The following is a 16,652-nucleotide window of genomic DNA, read 5'->3' on the forward strand; positions in this document are numbered from 1 at the left end:
TTTGTTTCCCTTTTGCTTGGGGCTCAGCGGCCGCCGCTGACATTCAGGATCGCGCCCGTCGTATAGGACGCGGCATCGGATAAAAGATAGAGGACCGCGCCGGCGACTTCATCCGCGGTACCGGCTCTTTTCATCGGCAGCAGGTCGCGGAACCGTTCGATCCGGTCGGGCTGGCCGCCGGAGGCGTGGATTTCGGTGTCGATGATGCCAGGCCGCACCGCATTGACGCGGATGCCTTCCAGAGCCACCTCGCGGGCAAGCCCGATGGTGAAGGTGTCGATGGCGCCCTTGGAGGCGGCGTAGTCGACATATTCGCCGGGCGAACCCAGCGTCGCCGCCGCCGACGAGATGTTGACGATCGCACCGCCCGAACCGCCATGCCGCGTCGACATGCGCTTGACCGCCTCGCGGGCACACAGGAACGAGCCCACGACATTGATGCGCATCATGCGCTCCAGCCGCGACACATCCATCTCGTCGACGCGCGCCTTGACGTCAACGATGCCGGCATTGTTGACGAAGGCATCGAGCCTGCCAAAGGCGCGGTCGACGGCGCCGAACATGGCCACGATGTCGGTTTCCTTGCCGACATCGCCCCTGACGGCAACAGCGTCGCCGCCGCCGGCCCTGATCTCGGCAACCAGCGCATCGCCGGCAGCCTTGTTGGAGGCGTAATTGACCGCGACACGATAGCCGGCCTTGGCTCCGAGCCGGCAGATAGCGGCGCCGATGCCGCGGCTGCCGCCGGTGACCAGCAGCACTTTTTGCATCGTGGTCATTCCTGGCACCCCTTCATCGAGAACACATCCGAGGGCACTTTCGAGAAGCCGGTGCCGCCGCCGTAGGCTCGGGATTGCCTGAGCACTGGCCCGAGATCGGGCAGGATCAGCGTCTTTGGCGCCTCTACGCCCTCGGCCGGCAACAGGCCGACAGCGCCCTTGTCATCGGCCGTATAGATGACGCCGTTCCACAGCGTGCAGGCGGCAAGCTCGGCGCCGGTCACGTCACCCTCCGGGCATTTGTACATCAGCGCGCCGTTTGGCCGCGATACGTCCTGGGTCCACATGACGATGCCGTTCAGCACCACATTGTTGTCGAGGATCAAGCGAAACGTGTTGGTGACTGTGGCCGAGGTGCCTGTCGGGGTGAAGTCGATCTCGGCGCCACTTTGTGCATCGCCGTAAACGGCAAGCTCGATTGGACAGGCGGCCTGGGCATTTGCAACAGGCGCGAGAATGCCGGCCACCAGCACGACCGGTCCGGCGAGCCCAAGCAAACGGGCCATCATTGGCCACCCCTGCCGCAACCCGCCATCCGACCGCCTCAGAGATCAAGCACCAGCCGTTCCGGATCCTCCAGGCTTTCCTTGACCCGCACCAGGAAGGTCACCGCTTCCTTGCCGTCGACGATGCGGTGATCGTAGCTGAGCGCCAGATACATCATCGGCCGGATCACGATCTGGCCGCCGACCACGACCGGCCGGTCCTGGATCTTGTGCATGCCGAGAATGCCCGACTGCGGGGCATTGAGGATCGGCGTCGACATCAGCGACCCGTAGACGCCGCCATTGGAGATGGTGAAGGTGCCGCCCTGCATGTCGGCGACCGACAGCTTGCCGTCGCGCGCGGCGATGCCCAGCCGGCCGATATCCTTCTCGATCTCGGCGATCGACATCTGATCGGCATTGCGCACGACCGGAACCACGAGACCCTTTTCGGTGCCGACCGCGACGCCGATATGGGCATAGTTCTTGAAGATGATGTCGGTGCCGTCGATCTCGGCATTGACCGAGGGGATTTCCTTCAGGGCGTGCGTGACGGCCTTGGTGAAGAAACCCATGAAGCCGAGCTTCACGCCGTGCTTCTTCTCGAACACGTCCTTGTATTTGGTCCTGAGCGCCATCACCGCCGACATGTCGACTTCGTTGAAGGTGGTCAGCATGGCGGCGGTCGACTGCGCTTCCTTCAGCCGGCGCGCGATGGTCTGACGCAGCTTGGTCATGCGCACGCGCTCCTCGCGCGAAGCATCGTCGCCGGACGACGGCGCGCGCACGGCAACCGGTGCCGGCGCCGCCTTTGGCGTTTCGGCCGGCTGCGACGGCGCGCCCTTGGAGATGGCGTCGAGCACGTCGCCCTTCAGCACCTGGCCACGCTTGCCCGAGCCGGAAAGCTGGTCGACAGACAGATTGTTCTCGGCGATCAGTTTTGCCGCCGCCGGCGCCGGCGGCATGGTGCGTGGCTCGACCGAGCCGGCATCGCCGGCAACCTTGGCGGTCTCGGCCGCGGCCTGCTTGGTGGTCTGCGCCGCGTCGGGGCTGGACGCCTGCGCCACCGCTTGCGGCTTGGTGGCGGGAGCAGCCGCGCCACCGCCCGAAATCGACCCGAGCAGCGCGCCGACGCCGACCGTCTCGCCTTCTTTCACAGTGATTTCGCCGAGTGTACCGGCGGCGGCGGCAGGCACTTCCACCGTCACCTTGTCGGTCTCGAGCTCGACCAGCGGCTCGTCGGCGGCAATGGCATCGCCGACCTTCTTGAACCATTTGCCGACGGTTGCTTCGGTGACGGATTCGCCCAGGGTGGGGACGCGGATTTCGGTAGCCATTGTGCCTGTCCGTTCTTTCGGTTCAGTTCTATTCGCCCAGTTCTGCCTATTCGCCGAGCGCGTCTTCGAGCAAGGCGGCGAGCTGGGCAAGGTGCTTTGACATCAGGCCGGTCGCCGGCGACGCGGCCGCGGGACGGCCGGTGTAGCGCACCCGCTGATGCTTGGCGTCGATATGCGCCAACACCCATTCCAGATACGGATCGATGAACGACCAGGCGCCCATGTTCTTGGGTTCCTCCTGGCACCACACCATCTCGGCATTGCGGAAGCGTGACAGCTCGGTGATCAGCGCCTTGGCCGGGAACGGGTAGAGCTGTTCGACGCGCAGCAGGTAGATGTCGTTGATGCCGCGCTTCTCGCGCTCCTCGTAGAGGTCGTAATAGACCTTGCCCGAGCACAGCACGACGCGGCGGATCTTGGAATCCTTGGTCAGCTTGATCGCCTGGTTGGGCAGCAGCTGGGCATCGTCCCACAGCAGCCGGTGGAACGAGCTTTCGCCCGAGATTTCCGGCAGCGTCGACACCGCCCGCTTGTGGCGCAGCAGCGACTTCGGCGTCATCAGGATCAGCGGCTTGCGGAAGTCGCGCTTCAGCTGCCGGCGCAAGATGTGGAAGTAGTTGGCCGGCGTCGTGCAGTTGGCGACCTGCATGTTGTCTTCGGCGCAAAGCTGCAGGAAGCGTTCCAGCCGGGCCGAGGAATGCTCCGGGCCCTGGCCTTCATAGCCGTGCGGCAGCAGGCAGACGAGGCCCGACATTCTGAGCCATTTGCGCTCGCCCGACGATATGAACTGGTCGAACACCACCTGGGCGCCGTTGGCGAAGTCGCCGAACTGCGCCTCCCACAAGGTCAGCGCCTTCGGCTCGGCCAGGCTGTAGCCATATTCGAAGCCTAGCACCGCCTCTTCCGACAGCATCGAGTTGATGACTTCGTAGCCGGCCTGCGCCGCCGACAGATTGTTGAGCGGGATGTAGCGGGTCTCGTCGCGCTGGTCGTAAAGCACGGAATGGCGCTGCGAGAAGGTGCCGCGCTCGGAATCCTGGCCCGAAAGCCGGATCGGGTTGCCGTCGAGCAGGATCGCGCCGAAGGCCAGCGCCTCCGCCGTCGACCAGTCGATGCCTTCGCCGGACTCGATCGCCTGACGCCGATTCTCGAGGAAGCGGATGATCGTCTTGTGCGCCTCGAAATCCTTCGGCACCTCGGTCAGCTTCTTGCCGATTTCCTTCAGCGTCTTGACCGGCACGGCGGTCTTGCCGCGCCGCTGTTCGTCCTGGTTGTCGGCCGTGCGCAGGCCCGACCAGGCGCCGTCGAGCCAGTCGGCCTTGTTGGGCTTGTAGGCCTGGCCGACTTCCCATTCGGCTTCCAGATGCGCGCGCCAGTCGGCCTTGAGCTGGTCGAGTTCGGCCTGGGTGATGTGGCCTTCGGCGATCAGCCGGTCGCCATAGATCTGCACCGTCGTCTTGTGGGTGCGGATGTTGCGGTACATGAGCGGCTGCGTGAAGGCCGGCTCGTCGCCCTCATTGTGGCCGAAGCGGCGGTAGCAGAACATGTCCACGACCACCGGCTTGTGGAACTTCATGCGAAACTCGATCGCCACCTTGGTGGCGTGCACCACGGCTTCCGGGTCGTCGCCATTGACGTGGAAGATCGGCGCCTCGATCATCTTGGCGACGTCGGACGGATAAGGCGACGAGCGCGAGAAACGCGGATTGGTGGTGAAGCCGATCTGGTTGTTGATGATGAAGTGCAGCGTGCCGGCGACGCGGTGGCCGCGCAGGCCCGACAGGCCGAGGATCTCGGCGATCACGCCCTGGCCGGCGAAAGCGGCGTCGCCGTGCAGCAAGAGCGGCAGCACCTTGGCGCGCTCTTCCAGCGGCACGATCTCCTCGCGGCCGCGGCCGAACAGATAATCCTGCTTGGCGCGCGCCTTGCCCATCACCACCGGGTCGACGATTTCCAGATGCGAGGGGTTGGCGGTCAGCGACAGGTGCACCTTGTTGCCGTCGAACTCACGGTCGGACGAGGCGCCGAGATGGTACTTCACGTCGCCCGAGCCTTCGACCTCGTCGGGGGCGGCCGAGCCGCCCTTGAACTCGTGGAAGATGGCGCGGTGCGGCTTGGCCATGACCTGGGAAAGCACGTTCAGCCGGCCGCGATGGGCCATGCCGAGCACGATCTCCTTCATGCCGAGCTGGCCGCCGCGCTTGACGATCTGCTCGAGCGCCGGGATCAGCGACTCGCCGCCGTCCAGGCCGAAGCGCTTGGTGCCCTTGTACTTGACGTCGATGAACTGCTCGAAGCCTTCCGCCTCGACCAGCTTCTGCAGGATCGCCTTCTTGCCGGTGGCGGTGAAGGAAATCTCCTTGTCGGCGCCTTCGATCCGCGCCTGGATCCAGGCCTTCTCCTCGGGATCGGAAATATGCATGAACTCGACGCCGAGCGTCGAGCAATAGGTGCGGGTGAGTATCTCCAGCATCTGCCGGATGCTGCCGAATTCGAGCCCAAGCACATTGTCGAGGAAGATCGGCCGGTCGTAGTCGGCTTCGGTGAAGCCGTAATTCTCCGGCGACAGCTCGTTATAGTCTTCGAGCTTGGCAATGCCGAGCGGGTCGAGATTGGCGTGCAGATGGCCGCGCATGCGGAAGGCGCGGATCATCATGATGGCACGCACCGAATCGCGCGTCGCCTGGTGCACGTCGGCGTCGGACAGCACGACCCCGTTGGTGACCGCCTTGTCCTTGACCTTCTTTTCCAGGTGCTTCTCGACAATGCCCCAATTGCCGTCGAGCGCGGACACCAGTTCGCCATTGGCCTGCAGCGGCCAGGAGGGTTTTGCCCAGGAAGCGCCCTTGGCGTTCCTGCGCACATCACCGGCATCGTCCTTCAGACCCGCGAAGAACTCCTGCCACTCGGGATTGACCGAAGCGGGATCGTCCTCATAGGCGGCGTAGAGCGCGTCGATATAATCGGCATTGCCGCCATAGAGGAAAGAGGTGAGCGAAAACCGGTCGTTGGCCTGATCTTGTCGTGCCATTTTTGTCCGCGGAGCCTGGCTCCGTCTCCTTTTGAAGGGAATGGTGAGCAGTCAGCTGCTACTCACCGTTAGTCCCTATTCACTACTGCCTACTCACTTAACCCTTGATCGCCTCGACCAAGGTCGTGCCCAGCCGCGCCGGCGAGGGCGAAACCTTGATGCCTGCCGATTCCATCGCCGCGATCTTGTCTTCGGCGCCGCCCTTGCCGCCGGAGATGACCGCGCCCGCATGACCCATGGTGCGGCCGGCCGGTGCGGTGCGCCCGGCGATGAAGCCCGCCATCGGTTTCCGGCGGCCGCGCTTGGCCTCGTCCTTGAGGAACTGCGCGGCGTCTTCCTCGGCCGAGCCGCCGATCTCGCCGATCATGATGATCGACTTGGTCTCGTCGTCGGCAAGGAACATCTCGAGCATGTCGATGAACTCGGTGCCCTTGACGGGATCGCCGCCGATGCCGACGGCGGTGGTCTGGCCGAGGCCGACATTGGTGGTCTGGAACACAGCCTCATAGGTAAGCGTTCCCGAGCGCGAAACAACGCCGACCGAGCCCTTGCGGAAGATGTTGCCGGGCATGATGCCGATCTTGCATTCGTCGGGGGTGAGCACGCCCGGGCAGTTCGGCCCGATCAGCCGCGACTTGGAGCGGTCGAGCCGCGCCTTGACCTTGACCATGTCCATCACCGGAATGCCTTCGGTGATGCAGACGATGAGCGGGATTTCAGCCTCGATCGCCTCGATGATGGCTTCGCCCGCGCCAGCCGGCGGCACGTAGATGACGGAGGCGTTGGCGCCCGTCCTTTCCTTGCCTTCGGCGACAGTGGCGAAGATCGGCAGGCTCTCGCCCTTCGAGCCGTTCCAGGTCTCGCCGCCCTTCTTGGGATGGATGCCGCCGACCATCTTTGTCCCGTGATAGGCCAGCGCCTGTTCGGTATGGAACGTGCCGGTCTTGCCGGTCAGGCCCTGCACCAGCACCTTGGTGTTCTTGTCGACGAGAATGGACATCGGAGCCCTTTTCTAAAAACCGTTGATCGAGGAAGGCGAGACGCGCCGGTAGACGCCGCTCACCATGTCTTGCCAGCCATCGCTGCCGGCGGGTTTGAATTGCAATCGCATGCGGTAGGTGTCGTTATCGTCGAAAATATACGTCACGCGCGCAAAACCGCGCGGCGACGACCGTTCCAGATTGAGTTCACTGCCGTTCCATATGCCGGTGGCAGGCGACACCGGCACGAAGCCCATCGAATCGAACTGGTGCATGGTGACGACGCCATTTTGCTGGTCGAAACCAAACACGGTGTGCGAACCAAACGAAATCGTGCCGTCGCGGCGCTGGCGATAACGCTGCACCACGAACTGGCCGCCGAACTGTGCCTCAGCCAGCACTTCGCTGGTCGCCGCACCGCCATCGGCCCATTGTGTATCCGCCACCTCTTCCTCGCCGCGCCACGCACCGACCAGCGCCTGCAGGCGCTGGTGATCGGCCGAGAGCGAAGAGAAGGACGCCGCGTTCATCAGTCAGAGCCGCTTCAGATCGGTGACGGTAAGGTCGCTCTTGGCGTTGCCGGTGTTGAGCGTCGTCGCCGGCTCGAACATCAGCACCACGGGCTCGGCGGTGAGCGAACGCGGCCGGTGCTCGACGCCGCGCGGCACGACGATGAAGTCGCCCTCGCCGAGCTCGACCGGACCGTCGCGGAAATCGATGGCGATGCGCCCGCGAAGCACTAGGAACGCCTCGTCCTCATTGTCATGCGCGTGCCAGTCGAAGGTCGCGCCGAACTTGGCGACCTTCGCCTGGCTGTCATTGACGTCGCCGGCGATATGCGGATCGAAGACCTTGCTGATCTTTTGATCCGCCGCCTCGACCAGGTTTATCTTGCGCGGAGGCACCGGCTCAGCCCTGCACCGCCGCAACGATCTTCTTGGCCGCGTCGTCGAGATCGTCGGCGGACACGACGTTCAGGCCGCTGTCGTTGATGATCTTCTTGCCGAGCTCGGCATTGGTGCCTTCAAGGCGCACCACCAGCGGCACCTTCAGGCCGACTTCCTTGACCGCGGCGATCACGCCTTCGGCGATGATGTCGCACTTCATGATGCCGCCGAAGATGTTGATCAGGATGCCCTTCACCGCCGGGTCCTTGGTGATGATCTTGAACGCCGCCGTCACCTTCTCCTTCGACGCGCCGCCGCCGACGTCGAGGAAGTTGGCGGGCTCGGCGCCATAGAGCTTGATGATGTCCATGGTCGCCATGGCAAGGCCGGCGCCGTTGACCATGCAGCCGATATTGCCGTCGAGCGCGACATAGGCGAGGTCGTATTTCGACGCCTCGATCTCCTTCTCGTCCTCTTCGGTGGTGTCGCGCAGTTCCATCAGGTCGGGGTGGCGAAACAGCGCGTTGTTGTCGAACGAAACCTTGGCGTCGAGCACGCGCAGCCGGCCGTTCTTCATGACGATCAGCGGGTTGACCTCGAGCAGGCTCATATCCTTCTCGACAAAGGCCTTGTAGAGGATCGGGAACAGCGTGCCGCCATCCTTGGCCGCGTCGCCGTCGAGCTTCAGCGCGCCATTGAGCGCCTTGACATCATCCGCCGTCACGCCCTTTTCCGGATCGATGGCGACGGTGATGATCTTTTCCGGCGTGTCGTGGGCAACACCCTCGATGTCCATGCCGCCCTCGGTCGAGACGACGAAAGCGATGCGGCCGACCGAACGGTCGACCAGGATCGACAGATAAAGCTCGCGCTCGATATCGGCGCCGTCCTCGATATAGAGACGGTTGACCTGCTTGCCGGCCGGGCCGGTCTGCTTGGTCACCAGCGTGTGGCCGAGCATCTCATTGGCGTTGGCGACCACCTCGGCGACCGACTTCGCCAGCCGCACGCCGCCCTTGGCGTCGGGGCCGAGCTCCTTGAATTTGCCCTTGCCACGGCCGCCGGCATGGATCTGACTCTTCACCACATAAAGCGGGCCGGGCAGCGCTTGCGCGGCGGCTTCCGCCTCGCTTGCCTTGAACACCGGCACGCCTTCGGCCACCGGCGCGCCAAAGCTCTTCAGCAGCGCCTTGCCTTGATATTCATGGATGTTCATGGGGAACTATCTCCAGGTCGTTTGCCGGGGTGATGTTGGGGAGGTCACTTCGAGGCGAGTTGCGGCGCGATCTTGACGCAGGCCTCGGTCAGGCCCTGCACGGTCGCCACCGAGGTGTCGAACATCTTCTGCTCTGCCTTGTTGAGGTCGATCTCGATGACGCGCTCGACACCGCCGGCACCGATCACCACGGGAACGCCGACATAGGTGCCCTTGACGCCATACTGGCCGGAGAGGTGCGCCGCGCACGGCAGCACGCGCTTCTTGTCCTTGAGATAGGATTCGGCCATCTGGATCGCCGAGGCCGCCGGTGCGTAATAGGCCGAGCCGGTCTTCAAGAGGCCGACGATCTCGGCGCCACCGTCGCGGGTGCGCTGCACGATCTGGTCGAGCCTTTCCTTCGAAGTCCAGCCCATCTTGATCAGGTCTGGAAGCGGAATGCCCGACACCGTCGAATAGCGGATCATCGGCACCATGGAATCGCCGTGGCCGCCGAGCACGAAGGCGGTGACGTCCTCGACCGAGACCTTGAACTCCTCGGCCAGGAAATAGCGGAAACGCGCGCTGTCCAGCACGCCGGCCATGCCGACGACATGGGTCTTGGGCAGGCCCGAAAACTTCTGCAGCGCCCACACCATGGCGTCCAGCGGATTGGTGATGCAGATGACGAAGGCCTTCGGCGCGTACTTCTTCAGCCCGGCGCCGACCTGCTCCATGACCTTCAGGTTGATGCCCAGCAGGTCGTCGCGGCTCATGCCCGGCTTGCGCGGCACGCCGGCGGTGACGATGCAGACATCAGCGCCCTCGATGCCGGCATAGTCGTTGACGCCGGTCAGCCGGGAATCGAAACCATCGACCGGCGATGACTGCGCGATATCGAGCCCCTTGCCCTGCGGAATACCCTCGGCAATATCGAACAGGACCACGTCGCCGAGATCCTTGAGGCCGATCATATGCGCGAGCGTGCCGCCGATCATGCCAGAGCCGATAAGCGCTATCTTGTTGCGTGCCATGTGAGGATGATTTCCCTTTGTCTGTGGCGACGCCAACACGGCGTCGAGGAAGAGGCCGGAATGCTGCGGGGAACCGCTGATATCGCCGCACCCAATAGCTCCGGTGAGAAATAAATTCAAACGATTATTTCAACCCCTGCATTTTCAATCGGTTAGAGCGTTTGGGATTTACGTAAACGTCAAAATTTGTAAGCCGACTTGGGAGAATTTACACAATGACGGTCGAGATCAGAAGGCTCTATCCCGGCGATGACGCCCTTGTGATGCGGGTTGCCGACGACGTGTTCGACGAGCCGGTGAGGCCCGATCGCCTGGCCAGTTATCTCGCGCAATCGGGCCATTTCATGATCGTCGCCCTCGTCGAGGGCCTGGTCGTCGGCCAATGCGCGGCGGTCATCCACCGCCATCCGGACAAGCCGACCGAACTTAATATCGACGAGGTCGGCGTCTCGCCGGCCTTCCGGCGCCAGGGCATTGCGCGCAAAATGCTCGACGCCATGTTCGCGCTCGGCAGGGAGCATGGTTGCGAGGAGGCCTGGGTCGGCACCGAACTTGACAATCTGCCGGCCCGAGCGCTTTACGAGGCGCGCAAGGAGCCGCATGCCGAGGCGGAGACATTTGTGATGTATGTGTATCGGCTGTAGATTTTGGAGCTGGCAGGATCTCTATGGAACAAGATTGAGCTCTTATGCCTGCGCCCGTGACGCGTCAGCCGGGGCAGCCTTCGCCTTCCGCCGCACGGCCCAATCGTCCAGCCAGTCGCGGCTCTGCATCTCGATCAGACGCGAGGCCGTGCGCTCGAATTCGAACACCTCGACGCTGCGCTTAGCCACATAAAGCTCGTGCGGCGGCGCATCCGCGCTCACCACCAGGCGCACATGATGGTCGTAGAGCGTATCGATCAACAGGATGAAGCGCTTGGCCTCGTTGCGCTTGCCTTCGCCCAGCACCGGGACATGGTCGATGAAGACGGTCGAAAACCGGCCGGCGATCGCCAGGTAATCGCGCGCGCCGAGCGGCTTTTCGCACAGGTCGGCAAAGGAGAAGCGCGCCGCATCGCCGGCGGCGGCCGGCACGGCCACCTTGCGGCCCTTCAGCGTCAGCGACGTCTCGGCCGTCGGCGCCCCGTGCGTCATCGCCTGCCAGGCCTCGTCGAGCGCCTCGTCGGCAGCCGCATCCGCCGGCATGACGTAGACAGGCGTGCGGGCAAGCTTTTCCAGCCGGTAGTCCTTGTCGCTGTCCAGCGACAGCACCTCAGCATGGCGTTTCAGTATGGCGATGAACGGCAGGAAGAGCTGGCGGTTCAACCCGTCACGGTAGAGGTCTTCAGGCGCCACGTTCGAGGTGGCGACGAGCACGACCCCACTGGCGAACAGTGCCGAGAACAGCCTGGACAGGATCATGGCGTCGGCGATGTCGGTGACCGAAAATTCATCGAAGCACAGCACCCAGGCCTGCTCGGCGAGCGCCTTGGCCACCGGCGGGATCGGATCGTCTTCCCTGACCGTGCCTTCCTTGCGCGCCTGCCGGTGCTTCTGGATGCGGTCCTGCACGTCGGCCATGAAGTCGTTGAAATGGACGCGGCGCTTGCGCCTGACCGGCAAGAGTTCGAAGAACATGTCCATCAGCATGGTCTTTCCGCGCCCGACGCCGCCATGGATGTAGAGGCCCTTGACCGCCTCCTGCGTCTCGCGCTTGCGGGCAAACAGCCAGCCCAGCGCGCTGGACTTTTGCGCAAGCCGCTTGGCCGAGATCTCGTCGGTCAGCCGGTCGAGCGCGGCGGCGATCTCCTCCTGCGCGGGGTCGCGTCCGATCGCGCCTGATACCACCAGATGGTCGTAGCGCTGCCGGACGGTCGCATGGGTCTGGAGGCCGTCACGCAGATGCATCGGTCACGTCGTTGTTCGGAGCGGTATGCTCAAGAGAGAAGGTATGTTGAGATTCAGGCCAGGCCGAGCCGAAAGGGCAGGAAGCCGCGATTCGCAGGCCGGCATCACCTGAATACCGGCATACCCAGCCTATCTTGTAAGCGAAATCGGTTGCCCGTTGGAAGTCTGGCCGTCGAATTTCGAGCCGCCCGACGAATAGAGACGTGCCAGCGAACCGCCATTCTCGTCATAAAGCGTCAGCTGCTTGCCGGCGACGTTCCACGATTTGATGCCGTCGATCGGCGCCGGGCAGTGCAGCGGACCGGCGCGGAAGCCGGCGCCGAACTTGGTCTGTGGCGTCGCCACCTTGCAGCTCTGGCCGGAAACGCTGACGTTCCAGACACCGGCGACGCTTGCCGCGTTGAGATCCGCGGCACCCGCAGGCGCCGCGCCATCCGGCGGCAGCGAGGCAACCTGCGTGTTTGCCGGCGCGGTCGGGAATTGAGACGGGTCGGTGGTGCCGGGGGACGCCGGCGGCGGCAGCTGATTCGAGCTCACCTGGCCGGCAGGCGCCGGCTGCAGCGGGGCGGGCTGCTGGTCGTCCATCGACGAGAAGCGTGAGGTTGAGCAGCCGCTCGCAACGAGCGCCGCCAGGGATACGGCCACCAGGCCGCCTTTCGCAAAATTCATTACAACCTCCGTCGGAATCGGCTGGGGGTGCCGTCCGCGCAATCTCACCTCCACCAAGATGGAGAAGGTGGCGAAATTTCAACCCGATATGGTTAAAATAGGGTTTGCGGCAAGATTGTTGCAAATTTATCGCAATCATCACGCCAGGGCGGCACTTGGGACGAACACATATCCGTCCGGCCCCACGATATAGCACTCGCGCAGACCATGCGGCTTGTCGACGGCGCCGGCCAGCACGATGTGGCCATGATCCAGCGCCGCCGCCTCGATCGCGTCGGGATCGGCGCCATAGAGGCGCAATTCGATGCCAGCACCGCGTGTCTCGGCGCCCGTGATGGAGCCCGTCATCGGGTTGTCGAGATAGGAATGGTCGGCATGCAGCATGAATACCGACCCCAGAAGCTCGATCGCCGCGAAATCCTCGTCGGCATAGATGACCCGGGCGCCAAGCACGTCGCGGCAGAAGGCTTCCATCGCCGGCATGTCGGTCACCAGCAAATTGACGCCGACGCCGCGCGGCAGCGAGCGGCCAAAATCCTCGGCCTTCATCCAGAGCGTCTTCGTCCGCTTCATCGCCATGGCGTCCTCCTCCTGATCCGCGATCCTAGCCGAGGCCGCTTCGTCCCCCTTGGCCTTCGGCCGGCAAACGCTTGCGCCAGCCGCGGCAAGGCTTATGTCTAGAATAGTCCCAGGAAAAGTGTGCAGCGGTTTTCCCGGGAAAACGCGTAGCGCTTCCCCCCAGGGAATTGCGTGAAAACAAAGAGTTCACCGAAACCCGCCGGAGCGCAGACCTTGGCCGCGAGACACAAAGCCGCCAACCGCTACTACAGCGGCCCGCCCAGCGATCATTTCGACGGCACCCTGTTCTTCAACCCCGACGGCCGGATGCCTGGCCCCTTCACGGACCTGCTGAAATGGCAGTTCAGCGGCCAGCGTTCGAAATGGCCGCCTGCGAGTCCGAGCCCCTTCGCACAGGCAAGGCCGGCCGCGATGGTCGAAGGTACCGAACTGACCGTGACCATGGTTGGCCATTCCACCTTGCTGATCCAGACCGCCGGGCTCAACATCCTCACCGATCCGGTGTGGTCGGCGCGCACCTCGCCGTTCTCCTTTGCCGGACCCCGGCGCGTCAATCCGCCGGGCATCGCTTTTGACGATCTGCCGGCGATCGACGTCGTGCTGGTCAGCCACAACCACTATGACCATCTCGACCTTGCCACGCTGAGGAAGCTGAAGGAGACGCACGATCCGCTGGTAGTGACGCCGCTCGGCAACGATGCCATCATCGCCGCCGCGGTGCCCGGCATGCGGCTTTCCGCGCATGACTGGGGCGACAGGGTCGACGTCTCCGACGGCACCGCCATCCACATCGAGCCCGCGCATCATTGGTCGGCGCGGGGTGCCCGCGACCGGCGCATGGCGCTGTGGGCCGGCTTCGTCATCGAAACAGCGGGCGGGAAGACCTACTTCGCCGGCGATACCGGCTTCCACGACGGCATCAACTACCGGCTGATGGCGGAAAAACATGGCGGCTTCCGCTTCGCCATCCTGCCGATCGGCGCCTACGAGCCACGCTGGTTCATGGCCCCGCAGCACCAGAATCCCGAGGAAGCGGTGCAAGGCATGAAGCTGTGCAACGCAAGCTTTGCCGCCGGCTGCCACTGGGGCACCTTCCAGCTCACCGACGAGCCGATCGACGAACCGGTCCGAAAACTGGCCGAGGCGCTCGGGGCTGAGGGTGTACCGCAAGAGCATTTTCGCGCCTTGCGGGCCGGCGAAGTCTGGGACGTGCCGGAAACGACGGCGGCCTGAACCGACCAGGCTTCGAAACGAGCGGGAACCCAAGCACGACAGCCGCGTTTTTCCTGCGGTTTCAAATCTGTCGGCTTACGAGGCATTCCCATGCTCAAATGGATCATCATTCTTCTCATCGTCGCCGCCGCGGCGAGCCTGCTCGGCATGCCGGCGCTGGCCGGCGCCGCCGCCACCGGCGCGCGCATTCTCATCGGCGTCGTGCTCGTGATCTTCCTGTTGATCTTGCTGGGGGTCTTCGCGGTGACGTAAGTCCGGCGCCGTCGCGTGAAAGCGGCTGCGCACTGGTAATTCCTGCCCGTTTCCGCCATATAGCGCCGAACGGACATGGAATTTCGGAGCAATGGCAGGCACGGCCCCTTTCGCCAAGATGAACGGCATCGGCAACGAGATCATCGTTGCCGACATGCGTGGCCGTGCGGATCGGGTGACGGCCGCAGCCGCCATCGCGCTCAATGGCGACGTCGCGACGCGGTTCGACCAGATCATGGCGATCCACGACGCCAGGACGCCAGGCACCGCCTATTTCGTCGATATCCTGAATTCCGATGGCTCCGGAGCGCAGGCCTGCGGCAACGGCATGCGCTGCGTCGTCCAGGCCCTGGCCGCCGAGACCGGCGAGAAGACCTTCACCTTCGAGACCGTGGCCGGCATCCTCAATGCCCGCGAACACGCCGACGGCTCGATCTCTGTCGACATGGGCACGCCGCGCTTCGGCTGGCGCGACATTCCGCTGGCCGAGGAGTTCCGCGACACCCGCATGATCGAGTTGCAGGTCGGCCCGATCGACGCGCCTGTGCTGCATTCGCCTTCCGCCGTTTCGATGGGCAACCCGCACGCCATCTTCTGGGTCGATGACGACGTCTGGACTTATGAACTCGACCGTTTCGGCCCGCTTCTGGAAAACCATCCGATCTTTCCCGAACGCGCCAACATAACCATCGCGCAGGTGACCTCGCCCGACAGCATGATCATCCGCACCTGGGAGCGCGGCGCCGGCCTGACCAAGGCCTGCGGCACCGCGTCCTGCGCGGCTGTCGTCGCAGCGGCCCGCACCCGGCGCACGGGCCGCAGCGTCAACCTGCTGACGCCTGGCGGCGGCACGCTGCATGTCGAATGGCGCGATGACGACCACGTCATCCTGACCGGGGCGGCCGAATGGGAATTTTCCGGCAGCTTCGATCCGTCGACCGGACAATGGGCCCGCGACACCGAAAGCGCGGCCTGATGTCCGCTCTTGCCAAAGGCGTCGACGTGGCGAAGCAGCCCGGCCGCATCGACGTGGTGACCTTCGGCTGCCGTCTCAATACCTATGAGTCCGAGGTGATGCGGCGCGAGGCCGAAAGCGCGGGCCTCGGCGCGCTCGACGGCGGCGCCGTCATCTTCAACACCTGTGCCGTCACCGGCGAAGCGGTGCGCCAGGCCAGGCAGGCGATCCGCAAGGCGCGCCGCGACAACCCGGCCGCGCGCATCATCGTCACCGGCTGCGCCGCGCAGACCGAGCCCGAAAAATTCGCCGCCATGGACGAGGTCAATCTCGTGCTTGGCAATGAGGAAAAGCTCAAGGCGAATTCCTATCGCGCGCTGCCCGATTTCGGCGTCAACGACACCGAGAAGGCGCGCGTCAACGACATCTTCTCGGTGCGCGAAACCGCCGGCCACATGGTCGACGCCATCGAGGGCCGGGCACGTGCCTTCGTGCAGGTGCAGAACGGCTGCGACCACCGCTGCACCTTCTGCATCATCCCCTATGGCCGCGGCAATTCGCGCTCGGTGCCGATGGGCGCCGTGGTCGAGCAGGTCAAGCGCTTGGCCGGCAACGGCTATGCCGAGATCGTGCTGACCGGCGTCGACATGACGTCTTTCGGCGCCGACCTGCCTGGTGTGCCGAAGCTCGGCAAGCTTGTGAAGACCATCCTGAGGCAGGTGCCCGACGTAAAGCGGCTCAGGCTGTCCTCGATCGACTCGATCGAGGCCGACGAGGACTTGCTCGACGCCATCGCCACCGAGCCGCGGCTGATGCCGCATCTGCATCTGTCGCTGCAGTCTGGCGACGACATGATCCTGAAGCGCATGAAGCGAAGGCATCTGCGCGACCAGTCGATCCGCTTTTGCGAGGATGTGCGCAAGCTGCGTCCCGGCATTGTTTTCGGCGCCGACATCATCGCCGGCTTCCCGACCGAGACCGAAGCCATGTTCGAGAATTCCGAAAAAATCGTCGAGGAATGCGGCCTGACCCATCTCCACGTCTTCCCGTTTTCACCGCGCGAAGGCACTCCCGCCGCGCGCATGCCGCAGGTTCGCCGCGAGCTGGTCAAGCAGCGCGCCGCCCGGCTGCGCGCAGCCGGCGAAGCGACCTACCAGCGCCATCTGTCTTCGCTCGCCGGCAGCCGCCAGTCGATCCTGATCGAGCGCGACGGCCTTGGCCGCACCGAAGGGTTCACGCTTGCCGCACTCGCCACCGGCGCGCCGGGAGAGATCGTCGAAGCTGAAATAACCGGCCACGATGGCGCGCGGCTGACAGCCGCTCCCCTTGCCGCCCGCGCCGCCTGAG

The 16,652-nt window shown here is 64.3% G+C and carries 17 protein-coding genes; 5 read left to right on the plus strand and 12 right to left on the minus strand.

The genetic code is table 11. The annotated features are described in order from the left end of the window. Positions 1-23: 23 nt before the first annotated feature. From EN845_RS23160 to mdh, 9 genes are all read right to left on the minus strand, one after another. Positions 24-779, minus strand: coding sequence for an SDR family oxidoreductase (locus EN845_RS23160; RefSeq protein WP_127276285.1), 756 nt, complete (start codon positions 777-779; stop codon positions 24-26). Further along, complete coding sequence (locus tag EN845_RS23165) at positions 776-1,285, minus strand: hypothetical protein (protein WP_245511785.1); 510 nt, start codon at positions 1,283-1,285, stop codon at positions 776-778. Before EN845_RS23165 ends, EN845_RS23160 begins: the two co-directional genes overlap by 4 nt. A 38-nt stretch (positions 1,286-1,323) precedes the next feature. Then, positions 1,324-2,601 (minus strand): 2-oxoglutarate dehydrogenase complex dihydrolipoyllysine-residue succinyltransferase, encoded by a 1,278-nt coding sequence (odhB, locus tag EN845_RS23170; RefSeq protein ID WP_127276283.1) that lies wholly within the window; start codon positions 2,599-2,601, stop codon positions 1,324-1,326. A 46-nt stretch (positions 2,602-2,647) separates the two neighbouring features. Next, a complete protein-coding gene (locus tag EN845_RS23175) occupies positions 2,648-5,632 on the minus strand; it encodes a 2-oxoglutarate dehydrogenase E1 component (RefSeq protein ID WP_127872822.1) in 2,985 nt (994 codons plus the stop codon). Positions 5,633-5,729: 97 nt separating this feature from the next. Beyond that, on the minus strand, positions 5,730-6,632 hold the full coding sequence (gene sucD, locus EN845_RS23180) for a succinate--CoA ligase subunit alpha (RefSeq protein WP_127276279.1): 903 nt from the start codon (positions 6,630-6,632) through the stop codon (positions 5,730-5,732). 12 nt (positions 6,633-6,644) lie between these two features. Beyond that, the gene (locus EN845_RS23185; RefSeq protein ID WP_127276277.1) at positions 6,645-7,142 is read right to left on the minus strand and encodes a DUF1579 family protein; all 498 of its coding nucleotides are present in this window, start codon (positions 7,140-7,142) and stop codon (positions 6,645-6,647) included. 3 nt (positions 7,143-7,145) lie between these two features. Then, entirely contained in the window at positions 7,146-7,517 is a 372-nt protein-coding gene (locus tag EN845_RS23190) for a cupin domain-containing protein (protein ID WP_064981484.1), read from the minus strand. Positions 7,518-7,521: 4 nt separating this feature from the next. After that, positions 7,522-8,715: an ADP-forming succinate--CoA ligase subunit beta gene (gene sucC / locus EN845_RS23195; RefSeq protein ID WP_127872821.1), complete on the minus strand. Its 1,194-nt coding sequence runs from the start codon at positions 8,713-8,715 to the stop codon at positions 7,522-7,524. A gap of 44 nt (positions 8,716-8,759) precedes the next feature. Continuing rightward, positions 8,760-9,728 (minus strand): malate dehydrogenase, encoded by a 969-nt coding sequence (gene mdh, locus EN845_RS23200; protein WP_127872820.1) that lies wholly within the window; start codon positions 9,726-9,728, stop codon positions 8,760-8,762. 215 nt (positions 9,729-9,943) lie between these two features. Between mdh and EN845_RS23205 the strand changes: the two genes are divergently transcribed. Continuing rightward, the gene (locus tag EN845_RS23205; protein WP_127872819.1) at positions 9,944-10,372 is read left to right on the plus strand and encodes a GNAT family N-acetyltransferase; all 429 of its coding nucleotides are present in this window, start codon (positions 9,944-9,946) and stop codon (positions 10,370-10,372) included. Between the two features lie 42 nt (positions 10,373-10,414). Here the strand turns inward: EN845_RS23205 and zapE are convergent, their stop codons facing one another. The 3 genes from zapE to EN845_RS23220 all read right to left on the minus strand — a co-directional run bounded on the left by zapE (position 10,415) and on the right by EN845_RS23220 (position 12,865). Then, on the minus strand, positions 10,415-11,617 hold the full coding sequence (gene zapE / locus EN845_RS23210; RefSeq protein ID WP_127276265.1) for a cell division protein ZapE: 1,203 nt from the start codon (positions 11,615-11,617) through the stop codon (positions 10,415-10,417). A gap of 129 nt (positions 11,618-11,746) precedes the next feature. Next, positions 11,747-12,286, minus strand: a complete 540-nt coding sequence (locus EN845_RS23215; protein ID WP_127872818.1) for a protease inhibitor Inh/omp19 family protein — start codon at positions 12,284-12,286, stop codon at positions 11,747-11,749. Between the two features lie 138 nt (positions 12,287-12,424). Next, a complete protein-coding gene (locus EN845_RS23220; protein ID WP_127872817.1) occupies positions 12,425-12,865 on the minus strand; it encodes a hypothetical protein in 441 nt (146 codons plus the stop codon). A gap of 213 nt (positions 12,866-13,078) precedes the next feature. Here EN845_RS23220 and EN845_RS23225 point away from each other — a divergent pair, with 213 nt between their 5' ends. The 4 genes from EN845_RS23225 (at position 13,079) to mtaB (ending at position 16,651) form a co-directional block, all read left to right on the plus strand. After that, positions 13,079-14,098, plus strand: coding sequence for an MBL fold metallo-hydrolase (locus EN845_RS23225; protein ID WP_127872816.1), 1,020 nt, complete (start codon positions 13,079-13,081; stop codon positions 14,096-14,098). 90 nt (positions 14,099-14,188) lie between these two features. Beyond that, a complete protein-coding gene (locus EN845_RS23230; protein WP_127281226.1) occupies positions 14,189-14,350 on the plus strand; it encodes a DUF1328 family protein in 162 nt (53 codons plus the stop codon). 91 nt (positions 14,351-14,441) lie between these two features. Continuing rightward, the gene (dapF, locus tag EN845_RS23235; protein WP_127872815.1) at positions 14,442-15,326 is read left to right on the plus strand and encodes a diaminopimelate epimerase; all 885 of its coding nucleotides are present in this window, start codon (positions 14,442-14,444) and stop codon (positions 15,324-15,326) included. Next, a complete protein-coding gene (gene mtaB, locus EN845_RS23240) occupies positions 15,326-16,651 on the plus strand; it encodes a tRNA (N(6)-L-threonylcarbamoyladenosine(37)-C(2))-methylthiotransferase MtaB (protein ID WP_127872814.1) in 1,326 nt (441 codons plus the stop codon). The genes dapF and mtaB overlap by 1 nt, the downstream gene beginning before the upstream one ends. The last annotated feature ends 1 nt before the right edge of the window (position 16,652 follow it).

This window comes from Mesorhizobium sp. M8A.F.Ca.ET.202.01.1.1 (assembly GCF_004791595.1).
GTDB lineage: Bacteria > Pseudomonadota > Alphaproteobacteria > Rhizobiales > Rhizobiaceae > Mesorhizobium.

Excerpts from the sequence above, each read along its gene's own strand:
- EN845_RS23160 (WP_127276285.1), bottom strand. The coding sequence starts at position 779 with ATGACCACGATGCAAAAAGTGCTGCTGGTCACCGGCGGCAGCCGCGGC.
- EN845_RS23165 (WP_245511785.1), bottom strand. The coding sequence starts at position 1,285 with ATGGCCCGTTTGCTTGGGCTCGCCGGACCGGTCGTGCTGGTGGCCGGC.
- odhB (WP_127276283.1), bottom strand. The coding sequence starts at position 2,601 with ATGGCTACCGAAATCCGCGTCCCCACCCTGGGCGAATCCGTCACCGAA.
- EN845_RS23175 (WP_127872822.1), bottom strand. The coding sequence starts at position 5,632 with ATGGCACGACAAGATCAGGCCAACGACCGGTTTTCGCTCACCTCTTTC.
- sucD (WP_127276279.1), bottom strand. The coding sequence starts at position 6,632 with ATGTCCATTCTCGTCGACAAGAACACCAAGGTGCTGGTGCAGGGCCTG.
- EN845_RS23185 (WP_127276277.1), bottom strand. The coding sequence starts at position 7,142 with ATGAACGCGGCGTCCTTCTCTTCGCTCTCGGCCGATCACCAGCGCCTG.
- sucC (WP_127872821.1), bottom strand. The coding sequence starts at position 8,715 with ATGAACATCCATGAATATCAAGGCAAGGCGCTGCTGAAGAGCTTTGGC.
- mdh (WP_127872820.1), bottom strand. The coding sequence starts at position 9,728 with ATGGCACGCAACAAGATAGCGCTTATCGGCTCTGGCATGATCGGCGGC.
- EN845_RS23205 (WP_127872819.1), top strand. The coding sequence starts at position 9,944 with ATGACGGTCGAGATCAGAAGGCTCTATCCCGGCGATGACGCCCTTGTG.
- zapE (WP_127276265.1), bottom strand. The coding sequence starts at position 11,617 with ATGCATCTGCGTGACGGCCTCCAGACCCATGCGACCGTCCGGCAGCGC.
- EN845_RS23215 (WP_127872818.1), bottom strand. The coding sequence starts at position 12,286 with ATGAATTTTGCGAAAGGCGGCCTGGTGGCCGTATCCCTGGCGGCGCTC.
- EN845_RS23220 (WP_127872817.1), bottom strand. The coding sequence starts at position 12,865 with ATGGCGATGAAGCGGACGAAGACGCTCTGGATGAAGGCCGAGGATTTT.
- EN845_RS23230 (WP_127281226.1), top strand. The coding sequence starts at position 14,189 with ATGCTCAAATGGATCATCATTCTTCTCATCGTCGCCGCCGCGGCGAGC.
- dapF (WP_127872815.1), top strand. The coding sequence starts at position 14,442 with ATGGCAGGCACGGCCCCTTTCGCCAAGATGAACGGCATCGGCAACGAG.
- mtaB (WP_127872814.1), top strand. The coding sequence starts at position 15,326 with ATGTCCGCTCTTGCCAAAGGCGTCGACGTGGCGAAGCAGCCCGGCCGC.